A 20,531-nucleotide genomic window follows, 5' to 3' on the forward strand; every position below is an offset into this window, starting at 1 on the left:
CTTTATGGATTTGAAAACGATTTGGCAGTGGCGCTGTTCCGGCCGCCTCCGCCGTTTCTGGCGCAGAGCGGTGGCCATGATCCTGGCCTTGAGCTGTCTGCTGCCTGCCAACGCTTTTGCCGCGGGGGCCTCGTCTTTGCTTCAGCCAACACAGGCCTCTGATATTGAGTTTCCACAAATTGAGGTCCAGGGGAACCTGGTTCGAAACGAATTTGGGTTTCTCACTGGCTATTTTGAACTTGCCCTTAGAGTCCAGACACCAAAAATTCCTTCTGCAATACCTGACGCAGATCCGGTGTATCGCACATTCCGCGCGCTATCACTCTCCCTCCAATATGACACCTCTGTCCTTACTCCGGTGGGATGGAGCTGGGTACCGACAGATCCCACACTTCCTTTTGTGGACCAAATGGACCCTAATGTGCCCGTTGTGACAAATTCCTATTATCAAACGCAGTTGCCAACACAAAAATATGACGCAACTTCCAGCGCCGTCGCGCAGACCGGCATTGTTCAGGGGGCCACCGGTTCCTTGACAACGGAAGTCTTGAACGGTGATCAATCTTTATTATTTTTCCGGGCGGAAACATATAAGGAAGTTTCGTTCCCCAAGATGACAACGTTGGCCGTAATCCGTTTTTATGTCAACCCAGATGAGATGGAAAAATTCAGCATTACTAAAAATACAACAAATACAGTCGATACTTATGATCTATCTTATAATGGATCAATAGTGGGCGATATGGCTGAGCTGGCCACAGCTATGACACCGGCAGGGGAGGCGGTGATTAAACCAATCGTTTCTTTTGCTGACGATGATGATATTAAAATTTCTAAATCCCCGACCCGTTATGCCTTGTATTATCGTTCAGGTGACAATGAATTCTATTATGTCCCAAAATATGATTCAATGAATTCTGACACAATTACTCAAGTTTCTTTTGAGGCGGACGGTCAAACATGGAGCATTGATGCACCTGTGACGGAAAATCTTCGTGTTCTTGCGGCCAAGGACGGAGGTGACCCCGCTACAGATACGGATTATTACTCCTATATTACCAACCTCCTGCCTGAGGCAAAACTAACCTTTCCTGTAGTTTCCCAGACGTCTTTTGTTGATTCCGGCTCTAATATTGGAAATTTGACCACTCTTGTTTATGTGGATTGGGATAATACGATTATCGGAACCCAAATCGTGCCCAAGAATACAGATGTCCGGGGGTTAGTCAGTGATTTTGTGGCAGATAAGTTTATCTACCCGGACCTGAACACGCCTACACCTGCTCAGGTGGCGTCTCTTTCCAGAGCTGACAGCTATCGGGGTAAATATCCTACTACGCCTATGGTACCTGGAAACACCGATGGATCTGACGTACAGGATGGGGAGAAATATCCGCTGACCAACAAACTGGATTATACTTTCTTCAAGCGTCCTATGGTGCATGACACGCCCATGCCGGATGCCACCGACACAACAAAGTATCCCAGCGGCAGTGAGGACCCTGACTACATCAAGGATATGGCTGAGTGGAATAAGTCCGGCTGGATACAAAAAACGACTACGGCGGTAGACGGCACTGCAACCCCGGAGTATGAGGCGGACTATCCATTTGCCTACGGTTGGGCCAAATGCACGGCGGATACTTACATGGATACCTGGACGACCTTGGCTTCCACAGGCGAACTGAATAACTATACAGTGGACGCCGATGGGACGGCCAGTGTAGCCTATGCCGGCGACGGTATCTTTACCTTTGCCGATTTGGAGACTGGATTTACGGCAAACGAGAGTGAAATTTTCTTAAAAGCGATATATGAGCCTGGAGAAAAATTATTAAATACAGCATTTAACTATCGCTTGGTTAAGCAACCCTACTATAACAAACTGAATTATTTGGCTAGCAGCGCTGGCGGTGCATTTTCCGTCAGCGTAGAGATGGAGCGCGCTAGTGACAAGATGGACGGAACGTTGCGGGGGGTCCCCCGCATGCGTGAACCCGTTGTGCGCCAGCATGTGACCACTGATTTACGGTGGGAGCAAAATGACGAATTGGGCGTAAATCACGATTTGCCCAACCCTAAATTGGAAGAGGCAGCGACCACACGGACCAAGACCACTTATATAAAAGTTGATATTCAAAATTCTGATTTGATTGCGATTGAGTTGGCCCTGTCGGCGCGCCAAAACAAAGTTGATTATTTTTTGGTAGATAAGTATGACAATAACTTTGTTTCGGGCGGCGAACGCAGCAGTTCTAATTTTTCCTATACAGACCCAGCCGATTTTACGGTCGATAACTATAACTACTATGTAGACGGTGAAAGCGATTCTACCGATGCTTATTATGATGTTCCCGTTTTCGCCAATAAAGATGGTTCACTGGGGTTTGTGCTTTTCGGTACCTTGAATAGTTTGATGGAAAAAGCCAGTCAATATAATGCTGGGGAAATTACTCAAAATACATTTAATCAGTATGTTTCTTCCAGTACCCTTGCAGATGCAAATTTGCGGGATGCCAGCGGAAATTTGGCAGATATTTCTAACCAGGCTGCCCTTCGTACAGCACTGCTCAATGCGGCGACAGCCGCTAAAGCGGCCCATGATGGGGGAAACAATCAATATTGGAATATTGCACGCAATTGTGCGCAGCTCACATATCACCAGCTTCAGGGCTTTATCTTGGATGGGTCCCTCGCTCATGGTGAGGATCCTATACCTGCCCTAACCTGGTGCCATTTGCATGCCGCCTGTGCGGCCGCCAGTTCCGGCAAGCCCACTACCTGGGCCGAGCTGATGCTGGCCGCAGCAACGCCTGCTGACCAGGCAAATATTGACCTGCTCACAACTGGCGAGGTTGAAAGCCTGTTCCACCTGCGCAACGATGGTGGAACTCTTTGGTCGACTACCAATGCCTTTAAAACGGAATTGATTGCCGCCGTGGCTGCCCTTACCGCCATCCAGGGTGATGCCCCGGAGGATTTGACTTGGGATCAAGTCCAGCATTATCTGGACAAAAACACCGCCGATGTGGATGGCGGCGGTATCATCAGTCCCTCTGATCTGACAGCTGCCAATATGTACGGCAAAGAAAACTACTGGTGGTATGACGGGGGTGTCAAGCCCACTAACTTTGCCTCTGTTCTGACTGCGGCTAATACCGCAAATACCATTGACCGCCCTGCCGCGCTCAATACCCTTCGGGCGGCCTACGAAACGATGGCCGCGGCCTCCGATTCCAGCGATACCTTGGCCTACCTGAATTGGATCGCCTTAACGGAGAACTTGGCCACTGCCGACGGCGTGCCCTTTGCCAGCTTTGATGATTTCAAGGCTGCGGTCCAGGCTGCGGTCGCGGCCTGCGGTACTGGGGTTACTTGGGGCGAGATTCAATATTATATCATCCATAACGCTGTTGCTTCCGGCGGCGCCGCTGAACCGGAGATTGCGGGATATTGGTGGCATAACGGGGGACAGAAAATCACAAATATAAAGACCATGTTGACTGCAGCTAAGGAAAAAAGTGCATCTTGGGCATCATTTACATTAGCAGAGATGCAAAGTAATTCTGAATTGTCCCTTAGAGCTGACTTTGCAGGTGCCCCTTGGCAAAATGAAGTCGATTTTAAGACTGCGATTGAAACTATTGCTGATAATAATCTAAATACTATTAGTTGGAATCAAGTGCAATATTTGCTGATACACGATTCGATGGTTACAGTGAGTACTTTTGATGCTGATACGGAAGGAGATGCCTACTATTGGTGGAAAGGCGGAAATACAACACCCCCCACTATGACACACAATACTAGTACTGTTCAACATGCAGTTCCCAGTGCGGCAAAAGCATATTCATTAGGGGTTGCTGCTTTTCGAATTGCGAAGAATGGAATTCCAGAAGTTAATTCTGGATTAACAGATGCTATTCTAAAAGCGTATCGGCTTCAAAAGGCAATCCCGGAAGCAACAGATTTAACTTACGAAGTTCAGTTGTTTGAGACGGCGGATATTGCTATTATGATGACAAATTTAATAGCATTAGTGGATAATGCTCGGGCAGCAGGAAACGGGACGGAGTTTACGCCTCCAGATTTATCTTGGTTTCAGGTACAATATGGTCTTCTCAATAGCGGCGCTTATTTAGAAGCGGGTCTACCCACTGATGATGATTATTGGTGGCGAATGAAAGATGGAAACCCGAATGCGGCAGGTGCAAAGACAGAATTTGAAAAATTGCTTGAGAATATGTATGCGTTTGCAAATGGAGATTTGTCGGATACAGATTTTAATGCCACAATTACTGTGAACTCTTTGCAGGACAGTAGCATGGATCTGAGGCGAACCGCCACAACGTATTATACAACAGATGCACTAGTCAAAAATGGTCCTCAAAAATTTCTGAGAACACTTGCGCAAAGTGCCTATGCGGCAAATTATGTTGACCATACGAATCAAAAGTTAACGCTATCTTGGACGCAAGTTCAATACGGGGTTATGCAAGTAAATAAAGGTGCCCTTGTTACTCAAGATATAGCGGATGGAGCGGGATATACCTGGGACCCTACTGTTACTGCGGTAAACCTTAGCTTAATGACGCTGGAGTTTGAAGAAGGCGAACTTAGGGCTAAGATGGCAGACATAACTTTGCAAATAATTAATCTAACATCACAGCTTAAGGAAAACCCGGAGCAGCTCGATGAATTATTGACTCAACTGGACGAATTAAAAAAGGCATATGAGGAATTAATAGCAGTCATTGAGCGGCTTCAAAAATCAGCTGAAGAGATTATACCATCCTCTGTTCCGGAGGAGAGCCAGGCCCCGACCGAAAGCCCGGAGATCTCGGAATCCCCGGCTCCAGAGGAAAGCCAGGCCCCAACCGAAAGCCCGGAGACCTCGGAATCCCCGGCCCCGGAGGAGAGCCAGGCCCCAACCGAAAGCCCGGAGACCTCGGAATCCCCGGCCCCGGAGGAGAGCCGGGCTCCAACTGAAAGCCCGGAAGCCTCGGAATCTCCGGATCCGGAGGAGAGCCAAGTTCCGACTGAAGGCCCGGAAGCCTCGGAATCTCCGGCTCCGGAAGAGAGCCAGGCTCCGGCCGAAAACCCGGAGGCCCCGGGAACGCCGGGCCCGGAAGAGAGTCGGCCCCTGGATACGGAGGAAAGCGGAGACCCAGCTCCGGAAGGGAGTGGGGAACCAGTTCCGGAACCTTCCGCTCCCTCGAAAGAGGACGCAGGGGAGGGGGGCATGACCTTGCTTCGCCTGCCCACTTGGCGAAAGCAGTTCCTTTATGCCGGTGTCCGATACAAAGTGCCTGTGTCTGACACGGGACAACGCTACGGCCCCACCCGGGACGGACCGGTGGTATCGACCGCCAGACCCCCGTCCCAAACCCATACCGTCGGCCTTGGGGCCGTTAGGAGGATATACAAATGAGAGTAAAATTAAGAGAACGGGTCGTGAGCTGGGTTCTGTCCCTGGCAATGATTCTGTCCCTGCTGCCCATGTCCGTCTTTGCGGTGGCAGGTCTAACGGTTGAAATAACCGATTTGAATCCGGAGACAGGACACTATGAGATTACGATTACAGGCGACCCCAGTCTGAACGGCAGTGGATTGGGCACGAACGCCATTGCGTTGGTGCCGGATGTTCATGTCAATAAGACATACACACCCAGCGGGTTGATTGAGCAAGGTAACATTTCAGAGGGCACACAGAATGTGGGCCAAATGGAGGGGGCCCTTGCCAACGCGAACCTGCCCGGTGGCTCCTATGTGGTGACCACTACCTCTGATACATTTTCAAATGGTAAAATTGTGGTGAGTGGGACTTTACCTGCCGGGGGTTTGAACAACATAAAAAGCCTATTTCTCAATGGTTATACGTTAAAGGACGGCACAACGGTAAATGCCGAGGACATTACGTCTATTCCCTACATGGTCATCCTGGTTTCTGCCGGTGGTACACCTGAACTTGCGAAGTCCGGTACAAAGGCGCTTGAACCTGCGTCAACGGCAAAGTTAGTGGCAGATGGCATTACGATTACAACGAATGGTACTGCTGCAACATCTTCAACGACTGTGACGGTTAAAAATATTGGTAAAGCCGATGCAGTGATTGATTCAGTTACATTTGGAGGTGGCTTTACTACTTTTGCACAGGATGCTCTCACAGCTATTTCTCAAGATGCACTTCAACATGGTACAGAGATTTCTATTAGCAAAAATACAAATATTAGTTTGACAAACTGGGGGCCTTTTGGTGACGATACTTATGCGTCTATAAGTGGCGTTATGGTAATCGTTTATCATACTAAGGATGACACTATTAATACATATACCCTGCAAGTGCCTATTACTATTGTTAATCCTAATACCGATTTCAATGAATGGATTCCAAATAAAAACCCCCTCGTGTTTAGCGGGATTTTTGATAAAAATAGTAATAGTGTCAAATATTCGCCAGAGAACCTTAGCGTTAACTTAACAATTGGTGGATATATTGATGCAGATACTACTAATGAAACTGTTAATGATTTTCGGATTGATGATGATGAAGGAAAGGCCTGGACAATTACAGGCTTGACCAAAGATGCAACGTATGATGCTGAGACAACATCTGTCACATTCACGCCTCCGGCGGATTATCCAGAAGCCGGGACATATACAGCGACATTTTTGGTGAATTATATAGATGGAAATTTGCAAACAGCAGTAACAACGGTTAGCCTTATTGTAAATGTATCTGAAGATACCGGCCCGCTGCTGTCGCCCACGCCTACCTTTGTCAACTGGACGGCGACTACAGATGCTACGGACAAGACCATAACCCTGAGGGAGCTCAACGCCAAGGATGCGCATATTACTGGTGTGACGTTCCTGGATAACACGAACGCCTTCACAACGACCCTTGGGAATAGTACGGTTCCGGCTGGAAGTACTAACACTACGTTTACCATTTCTCCCGCGGCCACCCTGGCTGATGGGCAGAGCTTCAGCGACCGTCTGCAGATCACCTATGACGATGGCAATGGCGGTACATCCAAGACGGTCGTGATCAACTGCTCCATTGACATTCCCGCCGCCACCACTTATTCCATCTCGGGCGTCATCAAGAAGAACGGAAGCCCGTGGGATGGCGCCAGCGTGTCCTTTGACGGCGGCACGCCCGTGAGCACAAACAGCAGCGGTGAGTACACCATCAGCGGTATTTCCGCGGGCGCCGCTGGCACGATCACGGTGAGCGGTACTTATCTGGGTGACGGCACCACCGCTTGGGCCAGTTCTCAGATCACCGTGAACGGTGATACCGCCGGTCAAAACTTCAACTTCTATGATTTGACTGTTACCGCCGGGGACAACGGTTCCATTACCGCGCCCGCAAACGCCGGTACGGCGAAGACCTATGCCCAGGGCGAGAGCGTCACAATCACCGCCGCGCCCGATAATGAGGACTATGAGGTCGGCATCTGGAGCCAGACCGGGGCCGCGGTTTCTCTGCCTGCCGCGGGCACGGCCTCCACTGCTATCACTATCCCCGGCACCGGCAGTGACGCCATCGCGATTACGGTCAGCTTTGTGGCCACGGGCTTTAATCCCAATGCCGGCACGCTGACGTTTACCTACGGCACAGCCGCCACCACCCAGACGGTGGGGGAGGCCTCCCGTGCCCCAAGCTTCAGCTACGCGTTGGCCACCGGTACCGGCACGATCGCGGAACCGGGCACCGGCCTGCCGAGAGGCTTGACCATTGCTGCCAACGGTTTGGTCACTGGCACCCCCAGCGCCAAGCCCGGCACGTACACTGTGCCCGTGACCGTCACGGATGCCAGCAACGGCGCGACCCAGACGGCGGATTGGACTTTCAAGATCGAACAGGCCCAGCCGACGATGACCATCGGCGTAAAGGACGGTGTCACGCCTCTGGCGGGGAATACCACCGCCGACGTGATGGAGGTCGTCACCTTCAGCGCCCCCTACTGGGATGCGACGGCCGCCCCTGCGGGGAATTGGATTACGCTCGGTACGGCCGCGGCCAATGCCGGGTCCGTAGGCACACTGGTCTACGCGCCCCTGACCCTCTCGGCAGGCGGCAACAGCGTCACCGCTTCCATCGCCGAGAACGCTTATGGCGCAGCTTACGCCGGCTTGTACAAGACGGTCTCTGCCAATGCCGTGACGGTGAACGCCACAGGTGTTTATCAGGTGACCGTGACCGTCAACAAGGATGGCTCTGAGAACGCCGATATGATTACCGGCGCTGGGATCAAGCTGGTAGCGGGCAGCAGCACCTATACTCCGTCCGTTACCGGCGGCGTCGCCACATTTACCGGCATTCCTGGCGGCGGTGTTACTTACGATGTGCAGAACGGTGGAGCCAACACCGGCATTCAGGTGACGGTGAACTCCGCCGATGAAACCGCCAGCTTGAACTACTACACCGTAAAGTTTGCCGCCATTACCGAGGGCACCTATACTGGTGGAAACAATGACGCTACGGTCCTGGCCGGCGGCATGGGAGACACCAACAAGGCGACCCTCGCCACGGTTTCCGCCGGGTCCAACTATGAGCATACCGGCTGGACGGCCGCCCCGTCGGCTGCGGGCAGCTTTGACCAGGCGGATGCGAGCGCCACAAAGTGGACCATCAACAGCAACTACACTGGTACTGGCCCCATCACCCTGACGCCCACCTTTAACCGCACCGGCTACGGCATCACGGTGAAGGTCAACGTGAACGGCAGCCCGGCTTCCGCGGGTGTGTCCGTAACGCTGACCAGCGGCACCACGCCGGCAACGGCCTCCACGGACGCCAGCGGTGAAGCGACCTTTACGGGTCTGGCCGACGGTAAAACGTACACCGCGTCCGTGACCGGAAAAGAGGGGACCGGAAGCCACACGATCAACGGTGCTGATGGGACCATCACTCTGAACTACTACACCGTCACTCTGAAAACCGACGGGACGTCCAACGCGCAGATTGCGCTGGGCACCGGCGCGACCCTGGGCACTGCTACCCCGCTGACCAAAGACTTCCTGGTGGGCAGCACGGTGCCGGTTAAGGCGGAGGCGCCCGCTACGGGCAGCGACCATTACCGCTTTCTGGAATGGACGGCCACCGGCGTGACCGCGCCTACGGACACCACGGGCACAACCAGCTTCACCATGCCCGCCGGGCAGGTGGAGGTCACCGCCAAGTTTAAACAGCAGTACGCCGTTACCGTGAGCACCGCTCTGGCCGGAGCCACGTTGACGGTGGACGGTACCGCGCATACCAGCGGCGATTCCGTCATGGTGGACGCGGGCGGCTCCATTGCGATTGTGGTGGTGAACCCGAATTCTACGCTCTATGACTTTACGGGCTGGACCAGCACCGCTGGCGGCACCTTTGCCGATAGCAGTGATGCCAGCACGACCTATACGGTGGGTACGGCCGACACCACCGTGGCGGCGACGTTCAAGACTCTGCCCACCCTGGCCGTCAGTCCGGCTGTGTATGACTTTGGTCCGGGGGCCGACGCTGGTGAAAATACGGCCTATACCCTGACCTATGCCAAGAACGACGGCGCGCTGGCCAAATTCACCGTGACTTATGGCAGCACAACGGTGGAGATTACGACCAATGCCGCGTTTACCACGTATCCCACCACCTTCGGCGACAGCGGAGCCTATGTGCTGGATCCCGACTGGGTGAAGACCAACTTTGGCAGCGCCGTGGACGCGACGGGCGGAACCGTGACCTTCACCGCGGTGGACACGACAGCGGCTTACAACAAGACCGACACCGCCAGCCTGAAGCAGACCCCGCTTACGCTGTCCGCCGTGACCATCGCCGCCGCCGGCGGCACCGCCGCTGGCAATACGGTCAGCGTGACCGGCTATGAAGCCAACGGGATCGACGCCGGCGACATCACCTACACTTGGTATAACGCCCCCTATGGGACGGATATCGCCGCCATCACGTTGGATGCCACCGGCACGCCAAATATTGGCGCCGCCGCCACCGGCACCGCCAGCGGGGTAAGCTATACGCTGAACGACGACGACATGGGTAAGGTGGTCTTTGCCGTGGGCCATGCCACCGGCAGCGGCACCGGCCACAAGCAGTCCAACGGGATCGACGTGAATTTCAGCGCAAAAGTCACCCTCCAGAAGGACGGCGGCACCGACGTGGGCGGTGGGTACACCGTAACGCTGGTGAACGACGTCGATGCCAGTGATAAGGTTCCTACCACCTATGGGTCGGGGACCTATAACACCGCGGCCGGCGCGCTGAAGCCGGGCGCCACCTACAGTGTGTACGTCCAGAAGGTGGGCGGCACCGGCGCCGCCGACGAGGACAGCGGAAAGGATATCGCCATCGGCGGCCGGGAAGCTACGGTGAATTATTTCACTGTGAAGTTTGTCACCCCGGCGGAGATCAAGGATGTGGACACCGGTACTGGGACCCTGACCACAACCTACGCCGTCACCGCCGCGGTGGGCGCCGCTTCCGTCACCGCCGGCACCACCACAGTGCTGAGCGGAACAACGGTCACATTTACGGTGGCTGACTGGTCCGACCCGGAGTATACCCTGAGCTGGCTCAACGCCACCGCCGACAGCGCCCCGGCGCTGACCGCGACGCGGGAGTATACCGCCGCCCAGGCGGACGATGACGCCGTTAAGGCGGTCCTGACCCAAAAGGGCTATACCGTCACCGCCAATTTCCAGGCCGACCACCTGAGCGCCTTGACGCTGACCAGAACGGACGCGGGCCACACTTCGGAGGTCTATTCCTTCAGCGGCTTTACCGGCACCAGCGCTACGGTCAAGGTGCCCAAGGGCAATTACACCATTGCGGCCACGAAGGACGGTGATGTGTCTTTCACCGGATACAACATCACGGCGAATACGTCTACTACAAACGGCAGCACAGCCGAGGTCACCACGGCCACAGCTTCGGTGGCCATCACGGCGGACGCCGCCTTCGCCGTGGTCACGGACGGACCCATTTACACCTTCACCGTCAGCGACGGGGATGCCACCGGCGCTGATGCCGAGACCTTTACCGGCACATACGGCAACAACACCATTTCCCCGGCCAACAAGACCGTGACGGTGACCAACACCGGCAATATGCCTATGAAGTTCACCCTCACCACGACGGACAGTGAGAGCGCCTTTAACGGGGCGGCAGCCAGTCTCTCCAGTACAAATGCGGTGGAGCCGGGCAACACGGTGACCTTCACCGTGACCCCCAACACCAATATGAACGCGAAGGACGGCTATACCGCCACCTATACGATCAAGGCGTTCAAGGCGGACGGCACCACTTCCGCAGGCGCGGCCGACCAGACCTACACCGCCACCTTGAATGTCGCCAAGGCGGAGATCAACGCGGGCGCCGTGACCGTGGCGGCGCCGGAGGCGGGACAACCGCTGGCCAACGGTGTGATCGGAACGGTGGATCCGCTGTTTACGCAGACCACCGCCTGGAGCAACAGCGGCAGCGTGGGCGGCACCGCCGCGTACGGCACCGCGTATACCGCTACCGTGACTCTTTCTCCGAGCAGCACGAACTATAAGTTTGTGGCGGGCACCTATACCATCAATGGCCAGGTTAACGGCTCTAGCGCGGACAACGGCAGTGTGACCGTTACTGTCACTGATACCGCGGTCACGCTGACCTATACCTTCCCCGCCACCAAGCTGGCTGTGCCGACCAACCTTACGGTCGGCGCCGAGGGCACCAGTTACGATGCCGGTCAGTTCTCCGTTGGGGCCGCTGAGACCACCGGTGTGAAGTATTACTACGTGGTCACCAGCAGCGAGCAGGCGGGCTTGACCGCGGAGGCCGTTGTCACCGCCGCCGGTGGCGGTACCGCCGTTGCGGATCAGGTGAGTTTTGGCACCAGCGAGAGTTCCTTCACCAATCGGGCGCTTTCCGGCTTGACGCAGAGCGACCATACCTATTATGTCCATGCGGTGGCGCAAGCCGTGGGGGCCGACGGCAACACCTCCGCGCTGACCTCTGTGGTCAGTAACCCCTTTGAAACCTGGTACAAGCTGACGGTGAATCTGGTGAACGCCAAGGGCGATTATGACGATACCGCCTACAACACGGTCACGGTGGGAAGCACGACCCTGAAGGGCACCACGACACCCGCTGACCGCACTGCGGATGTGGGTGTGAAGCAGACGCAGAGCGTGGCCTTGGCCGCCACGGCCGCCACCCGGGGCTGGGAGCTGAAGGAGTGGTCCGTTGCCCTTACCGGTGGGGCCTACACCCCGGCCGGGGACGGGGAGACCGTCACCGCGACGTTCCACAAGATCATCAGCGGTACGGGAACCATCAGCGGCGGCAACTCCTTCAAGGTGGGGGATACCCTGACCGCCGGGGTGGGCAATTCCGCCATCGGTATCGTGATCGGCAACGGACAGCCCGCCGATTTCACGGCCGGCAACACGGACCTGACCTTCCAGTGGCAGTATAAGGACGCCTCCGGCACTTGGCAGGATATCACCGGCGCTACCAGCCATGCTTGGATGGTAGCTGCCGGCACTGACGGCCTCTACCTGGGCAAGAATATTCAGGTGGTGGTCACCTATACGGGAGATCCTGCCAACTCCTCCGTGACCATTTCCGCCGCGGGCAAGGCCACCAAGGTTCTTGTGAACCCGGCCTCCGCCACGCTGGCCAAGGTGGAGCGGGACGAGGCCTCTTTGGGCCTGGCTGACGAGAAGCTGGCCGGTGGCGGACTTTACCTGACCTTCCCCGCGTCCACGGACGATGTGGCGTCCAACAACCCGGTTGGGAGCTATGAGGTGGTCATCAAGCGGGACAACGGTACCATTGATACAAAGACCATTTCCGCTCGGGGCGCTGAGTATGATGCGGACAACGGGCTCTATAAGGTCCTCATCCCCGCCGACAAATCGAAGATCAAGCCCACAGACGCAGGGGCGAGCGTGGGCCAGTACACCGTGGAGGTCCAGACCAGAAAGGCAAGTTCGGCCGCCTCCTATGAGAATCCGGCCTCCAACGCCTGGACCGCGACTTCCGCCGCGGACGCCGGCAAGGTAGTCCTGAAAGTGAGCGACCTGACCAGCACGATGATCTCTACCGGCAGTATGGTAAGTGGGGACGCTGTCTTTGAGGAAGCCAGCTATGACGGCACCAACAAGAGCGTTACGCTGAGCTACGCTTCCGGGATCACGTCGGCACAGGCGGGAGCGCTGACGGTGAGTTACCTCGGGCAGACGGATGGTGCCACCACGCCCAACGCGGCCCAGACCTACGATGTGAAGGTGGCCACTGCCGAGGGCAGCTATTACCTGGCTTTGTCCGAGACAACGGTGGGTACCTTCACCATCACCGCGGCCGCCATCAATGCCATCGCGCCTTCGGTGGCCGCGCCCGTCGCGGGTGAGGTGGCGAACACTGTTGCTGAAGCCACGGTTCCTGGGGGCAGCAACTACACAGTTACGAATGTAACATGGGCGCCCACCCTGGAGAGCGCCAATAAGTTCGGCAGCGGCGTGGCTTATACCGTTACCATCACGGTGGAGCCCAATGCGGGGTATGTCTTTGCCGCCGATGCCGCCGGCTCTGTAAACGGGAACAGCGTCACCAACGGGGCCGCCACGGGCGACCGGCTGACGGTGGCGGCTAACGGAACCAGCGCCACGCTGGTGTATACCTTCCCGGCCACCGCCGCCGGAACGCCTGCCATCACAGTGGGAGCCACCGCCTACAACGCGGGTAAGATCACCCAGCTGACTGCGGCCTCCGGGGTCAATGTTACCTTCTACTACAAGGTCCAGCTGGCGAGTGCCCCGGCGCCCGCCGATGGAGCCGCGGTGAAGAGCGGGAGGACCGGGTCTGTGACCGGCACCGCCTCCGCCGGTACGGCGACCTATACCGGCGCTGAAGGGCTGAGCAGTCTGACGGCCAACACGGAGTATAAGCTCTATGTGGTGGCGGAAAGCGCCAGCGGGATCCTCTCTGAAGTGAATTCCGCCTCCTTTAAGACCCCGTATCAGGTCATTGTCACCACTGACGCGGATGACAACGGCACCGTGAGCGTGGGTGGCCAAACCGCCAAGGAGAGCGAGCCCAAGACGTTCAGCGTATACGGCAGCCAGGGCGATGCCACGGCTAACACGGTGGAGACGATTCCCTACCAGCTGTCTATGACGCCCAATGCGCAGACGAACCACGCCTTCAAGGAGTGGACGGTCTCCGGCACCGGCACAGGCAGCGTGAGCGACACCGGCGCGTACACCCCCGAGGGCACCGGCACCGGCGCCATCACGGTTACCGCGAAGTTCCAGAATACCTATACGGTGGCCTTTGACGCCAATGGCGGCACCGGGGGAAGTATGCCCAGCAGCCAGACCAATGTCAAGGTGGGGGATACCATTACCCTTGACGCGCCCTCCAGTACCGGTACCCGGGCAGGCTACACCGACCCAACCAGCTGGTCCTGGAAGAGCGGCGACACGCAGCCCACGAACACCCGCACCAACTTTGGCGGAACCGTAGTGATTACCGCTGACATGGTAGACGGCCTGGCCGCCGGCGGAACCATTACCTTCTATCAGGTCTGGGTGTCTGATACGCTGGCCGTGGCCTCTGTGGACTTGAACGCCGTCTATCATATGGCGCAGAACGATTGGATCGGGGCACCGACCACCGGGGTTACCGTCACCGGCGGTTCCGGCAACTACACCTACAGCCTGGAGGCTTCCGCCGACACGGCCTTGAAGGACCCCACCGGCTTCCTCGCCATCAGCGCGAGCGGTGTCATCCAGCTCCAGCCCAGCGCCCGTATGGGTGCTGCGGGGAGCTACGGCTTCCAGGTCAAGGTCCATGATACGACCAAGAATGAGGACGCCTTTGTGGAGTGCACCCTGGAAGTGGCCAAGGCCACACCTGTGGTCACCGGGTTTACCTATACGCCCAATGCTGGAAATGGGCTTAATTTCCAGGGTGAGCCTGTGGTGGCTAGCGGCACGATAACGGTTACCAGCGTTGTGGACCCCTATACAAACGAAGACCTGGATCACCTCAATGCATGGACCGCCACTCCCCCCAACTTTGTGGTCGGGGTGGATCATGCTGACAGTACGGAGAGTTATACCTTCACCTTTGCCGCGGTGGATACGGACAACTACAATACGGTAGACGAGACACAGACCTTGACGGCTAAGGAGAAGGACCCCAACATCGGCATGGTCGATGAGGGTGGTTCCAACTTTGGTACCGGCAAAGAGAAGACGGTGACGGTGACCTATGGGCAGACCCCCGGCACTGTGACGGTGGACATCAAGAACATCGGCAACGCCACCTTTACCGGCGTGGCTGTGACCGCGGTTGATGAGGCGGCCAGCGGCTACTCCCACACCTTCACCGACCCCGGCACCCTGGTGGCGGGCCAGATTGGCACCAATAAATTGGTCATTACACCGCCCAGCGGCAAGCCGGTTCCCCTGTCCACCGAGGCGGCGACCTATGACGAGACCTATACCGCCACAGGTACGACAGCAGACTCCGCTACCGCCAGCGCCACCTACAAGGTGAAGCTGGAGGTGACGAAGGCGGGGATCACCAACGCGGCCATTACCGGCCTCACCCCGCCCACCGTGGGAGGAACCCCTGTCGCTGCTGCTGATGTGACGGGCAATAGCACGGCCGACGGTATTTACGGGAACAACTATAGTGTGGACTCCGTCACTTGGGCCGACAGCACCGGCGGCACGCCCGGCCAGTTCCAGGCCGGTAAGGCGTATACCGTGACGGTGGTGCTTAAGCCCAACCAGAACCACACCTTTGCCGCTCCGGACGCTACCGGCTTTACGGTGGACGGCCTGAAGGCCAGCACCACCGGCGCCACGGACAGCAACGGCAATGTCCTGAAATACAAGCTGAACGGTGACGGCAGCCTGACCCTGACCTATGCCTTCAAGACTCTGCCCGCCAGCAGCGTCACGGCTGTGCTGGACCCGGTGGACTATGAGACGGTGACCGTGAGCAGCCTCAGCGCCGCCATCGCGGTGGACGCCCGAATCTACTATGTTATCAGCAGCAGCAGCACAGCGCCCTCCGCCGCGGACATCAAGAGTGCGGCTCTGGGTACCGCCACTGTGTCCGGCCAGCTGGCCTTCGGCTATAAGGATGCCACCAGTGACGGCAACACCGCCGCATGGACTGCCAGCGACGGGGACAAGATCGAGGTCTCCGGCCTGACCGGCGGTCAGACCTACTACGTCCACGTGGCGGCCCAGGCCTTGGCGGATGCCGCCACCAACGACGGCCTGGCCAGAGGCAGCGACGACGCGGCTCTGGGCAAAAAGCTGACCGTGGAGGTTACCGCGGGCGGCAAGGTCACCTCCGCTCCCAATGTCTTTGCCAACGAGACCGCCGGCGTGAGCGACGGGTCCGAGACGGTCACCGTCACAGCCGACACTACCTTTACCGCTGCACCCGCCGACAATAACAAGTTCGGCTTTGTGGGGTGGGACGTTACCACAGATGGAACCAGCACCGGCAATACGTTTAGCTACGTGCTGGCCAACCGCGGCGACGGCGACACGCTGAAGGCCACCTTCCACAAGAAGATCAGCGGCGGGATCGAAGTCGCTTACAGCACTGGCACCGCCCCCGCCGTGGGGGTCACCATGAGCCCCTCCATCCCGCAGGGCGGCCACCTCTATGTGGGCGACACCGAGGTCACCATTGATGGCCTGGACAGCACCCCCGGTATCACCCCCGGCATCACCTACCTGTGGGAATACAGCACCACGCCTGATAACGACGGCAGCTGGTCGACCGCCGGAACGTCCAAGACCCTTGCTATTACGGCTGACAACGCGGCGACCTATGCCAACGCTGCCTTCCGGGTGACCATCGGATACACAGACCCCGTCAACGGCGGCGCGGCCAGCAGCGTGGCCACGGCGGCCACCGGAACGCTGACGGTCCAGGTGGATGCCCCTGAGATCACCACCTGGGCGCCCAATGACAACGGCACCGGCGGCATGAAGCTGGTCATCGCCAAGTCTGACGACGACAACGCCCATGTGGACAAGTACACCGTGGTCGTGACAGATCCCGACACGGGTACAAAGATTACCGAGGTGGAGATCAACGCCAACGGTTCTGCAACCTACGAGAAAATCTTTACTGCCGCCGACGGCCTCCTGCCCGGCAAGAACTATAAGGTGGAGGTCCAGGCCAAAGCCTCGGGGTCTGGGTACAGCGACTCCGAGAAGGTGAATGCCACCAACTCTGCCGGTAAGGTGGATCTGGTGATCGGTGCCCTGGAGGATCAGACCGGAGGCACCGCCCTGGGCAGCTTCACGTGGGGGACCGCAACCTTCCACGGCTACAAACAGACCATCGATGAGGGCGCCATCACCACGCCGGCTCAGATTGGCTACACCGGCGCCGCGGGCGCCGTGACGGTCTACTATGTCGCCACCGGCGGCGCGGCTGGTGACGCGGTGACCGGCGGAAAGCTCCACGCCGGGACCTATGACATCTATGTCTCCGTGGCCGAGGGCAGCTACTACAATGCGCTGACCAAGACCCTGGCAGGCACCTGGATCATTGAGAAGGCCGCAGCTGAGATGGACCTGAGCAATACCACCGGCGGTGCCCAGAAGGATGTGGAGTACAACCTCAAGGCCCAGGCGGAGCCCAGCATGACCTATGCAATCAAGCAGGGTGAGACGGACGCCGCCGAATGGACCGACAGCGGCAAGGCCAGCGGTACGGTTACCGGTAAGTACACCTATACCTATTGGCTCACCGCCGTGCCGGCCGGCAGCAGCCTGTCGACGGGGGAGATCTCTGATCCCACTAAGTTTAAGCCCGACGCGAACGGTGACTATACCATCGAGGTCAGATCCGCTTACGCCAACACAACGACGAGCGACTACAAGGCCGACGTGGATGGGCTGCCGACGAAGACGTTTACCCTCACAGTGAGCGACCGAATCGTCAACGGTGTGCAGCTTTTGAATCCCGCCGCCCCCAACAACGCCACCAACAGCGTCACCTATGGTACTGCGGAAGGTACCTACATGAATGGCCTGGCGGATGCCGCCGACGCCAAAGTGATGGAGCGGACCAACCTGGTCGTCCGGGTGTTCTATGACGACTTGAAGAATGAGGCCATCAAGTATGTGGACTACACGGTGCAGTCCAACGGCAAGCTGGTGGACGGCACCGGGACTGAGCTGACGAGTACTGTGACCTGGCACAGCACCTCTGGTGATGTCACAGTCTCGACTACAGGCACGGACTCGGATATGACCTTCGCAAAGGCTACGACGACCGACCTTTGGGTGGAGCTGTCTGGTAAGAAATCTACGGATGAGCCGGAAAACCAGAAGGTGGCCTTTGAGATGAAGGCCAGGGAGCTGAACTATACCACTGGCAGCGCCAGCGGCACCAAGACCTACGACGGCAGTGTCAATGTGGCCGATGGGAAATTGACGCCCGGCGACACGCTGCTGGCTGGCGATAACGTGAGCCTTACCGCCACTGGCTATACGCTGGACAACGCGAATGTGGGCGATAATAAGCCCATCACTGCCGCAGGTGTTGCCATGGGTACGGGGAATGAGAACGGCTTCTACAAGCCGGGGACCCAGACTCAGGGAACCATGAGCGTAACGCCTGCTGAGATCGACGGCGTTAAGGTCGTTACCCAGGATCCTACCGCGGGAGTAACCATTGATAAGACCATCGGTACTAATAATACCGCCACGGATAAAAACGGCAATCCGCTGCCGGGCGGCACCACCGTCACCATCACCTGGCAGGAGAAGGACGACAACGCTCCTGGCGGTTGGAAGACGACTACGGATACCGAGTTTGAGGCTGGCAAGGAGTACCGTCCGGTGGTCGTCGTGACCCCTGACGGGAACCACAAGCTGGGCTCCGTGGACGGCGACATGAGCATCAATGGTAAGAACAATGGCGTTGACAACAACACCATCACTGTGGCCGGAACAGGCGATGCTGGTGAGGCCGGTACCTTTACCGGCGCACCCACAATCATTCCGGCTACCGCCGTCCTGAAGTTTGACGACGCGGTAAGCAACGGCAGCGACGCCAGAGGTCCCGCGGTGGACCACACCCGCAGTGTCACCATCACCGCCGGAGGGACCCTGAGTGACTACACCATCAACCTGGGCGCGTATGGAGAGACGGTCTACGACATCGAGGTGGAACAGACCACCAACACTCTGCCCGCTGGCGCAGTGTGGACGCTGACGCCCACCGCAATCAATGAGCTTACCCCCGCCGGGGCTAAGACGACCTACACCCTGGGCCTGTCCGCCGCGACGACCACTGCCACGGGCACATATACCCTGAAGCTTACCGCCAAGGGTGAAAGCATAGACGGTGGTGCGCTAGACGACGTTGTGGCCACCTATACACTGACCATCACCATTAATCCTGCCGGCAGCACCGGTGGCGGCGGCGGTGGCGGCGGCGGCGACGATTGTCCCTACCCCGTGCACTACTATGTGGGCAACACCGGTGTGACTGAGGACGTCACCATTGAAACCGTGGCCAAAAACAAGTATCCCGCTCATGTGCCCACCATTAAGCCGCTGGACGGCTACAAGTTCCTGGGCTGGTCCGAGACCGATCCCGCCAAGCTTAAGGATGGCAAGACCCCTGTCCTGGTGGATCCCACTACGGTGAAGATCACCAAGGAGACCACGTTCTATGCCGTCTATGAGACCGCTTCTGGGGAGCATACGGCCATTGACCACAGCCACTATGTCATCGGCTATCCCAACGGTACTTTTGGCCCGTCGGATGACATAACCCGTGGGTCTGTTGCCACCATTATCGCCCGCGCCTGCCTGGAGGGCTTCGTGGAGGGCAGCGACTACGGCAACCCCGGCAACTACTCCGACGTGGCCAACGACTGGGCTTACAGCGCCATCTCCTTCTGCACCATCAACGGCGTGTTCAAGGGGTATGACGACGGGACCTTCCGTCCCGGCCAGCCCATCACCCGGCAGGAGTTCGCCACCGTCATCGCCCGTCTGGCGGGCATCCAGAGCAACCAGGGGATGCCCTTCTCCGACGCCGGCGACATCGGCTCTTGGGCAGTTGACGGGGTGTACACCACCTACGCCAACGGCTGGGTGAACGGCTACACCGACGGGACCTTTAAACCGCTGAATAACATCCACCGGGATGAGGCGGTGAAGATCTTCAACGGCTACCTGAACCGGGGCGTGGACGCCGTGGGCCTCAGTGAGCTGACGGAGTACGTCCACAGCGGCGTGGCCAGCCACAACACGGAGGACGGCTCCACCCAGTACATGACCTGGCCCGACGTACCCAAGGGACACTGGGCCTACTACGAGATCATCGAGGCCGCCAACGACCATACCTTCTACTGGCCCGATGAGACCAAGCAGATTCCGCCTGAGCATTGGATGAACGTTTGGATCGACAAGACCTGGCTCTACCACGACAACGCCAGCGATGGCGGCCCCAACGTTTGAGAGGAAGTGTAAAA

The 20,531-nt window shown here is 57.6% G+C and carries 3 protein-coding genes; 2 read left to right on the forward strand and 1 reads right to left on the reverse strand.

Annotated elements, in window-relative coordinates; translation table 11 throughout:
- Nucleotides 1–4 precede the first annotated feature (4 nt).
- Entirely contained in the window at nt 5–5,431 is a 5,427-nt protein-coding gene (locus AAEU42_RS03185) for a hypothetical protein (protein ID WP_342232083.1), read from the forward strand.
- Nucleotides 5,432–6,302: 871 nt separating this feature from the next.
- Here AAEU42_RS03185 and AAEU42_RS03190 read toward each other — a convergent pair.
- A complete protein-coding gene (locus tag AAEU42_RS03190) occupies nt 6,303–6,620 on the reverse strand; it encodes a hypothetical protein (RefSeq protein ID WP_342232084.1) in 318 nt (105 codons plus the stop codon).
- Between the two features lie 244 nt (nt 6,621–6,864).
- Here AAEU42_RS03190 and AAEU42_RS03195 point away from each other — a divergent pair, with 244 nt between their 5' ends.
- Nucleotides 6,865–20,517, forward strand: coding sequence for an S-layer homology domain-containing protein (locus AAEU42_RS03195; RefSeq protein WP_342232085.1), 13,653 nt, complete (start codon nt 6,865–6,867; stop codon nt 20,515–20,517).
- Nucleotides 20,518–20,531 lie beyond the last annotated feature (14 nt).

It is taken from the genome of Pseudoflavonifractor phocaeensis, from assembly GCF_038439875.1.
In the GTDB taxonomy this organism is placed as follows: Bacteria; Bacillota; Clostridia; order Oscillospirales; family Oscillospiraceae; genus Vermiculatibacterium.

Coding starts and splice junctions, on each gene's coding strand:
- AAEU42_RS03185 (WP_342232083.1), top strand. CDS start 5: ATGGATTTGAAAACGATTTGGCAGTGGCGCTGTTCCGGCCGCCTCCGC.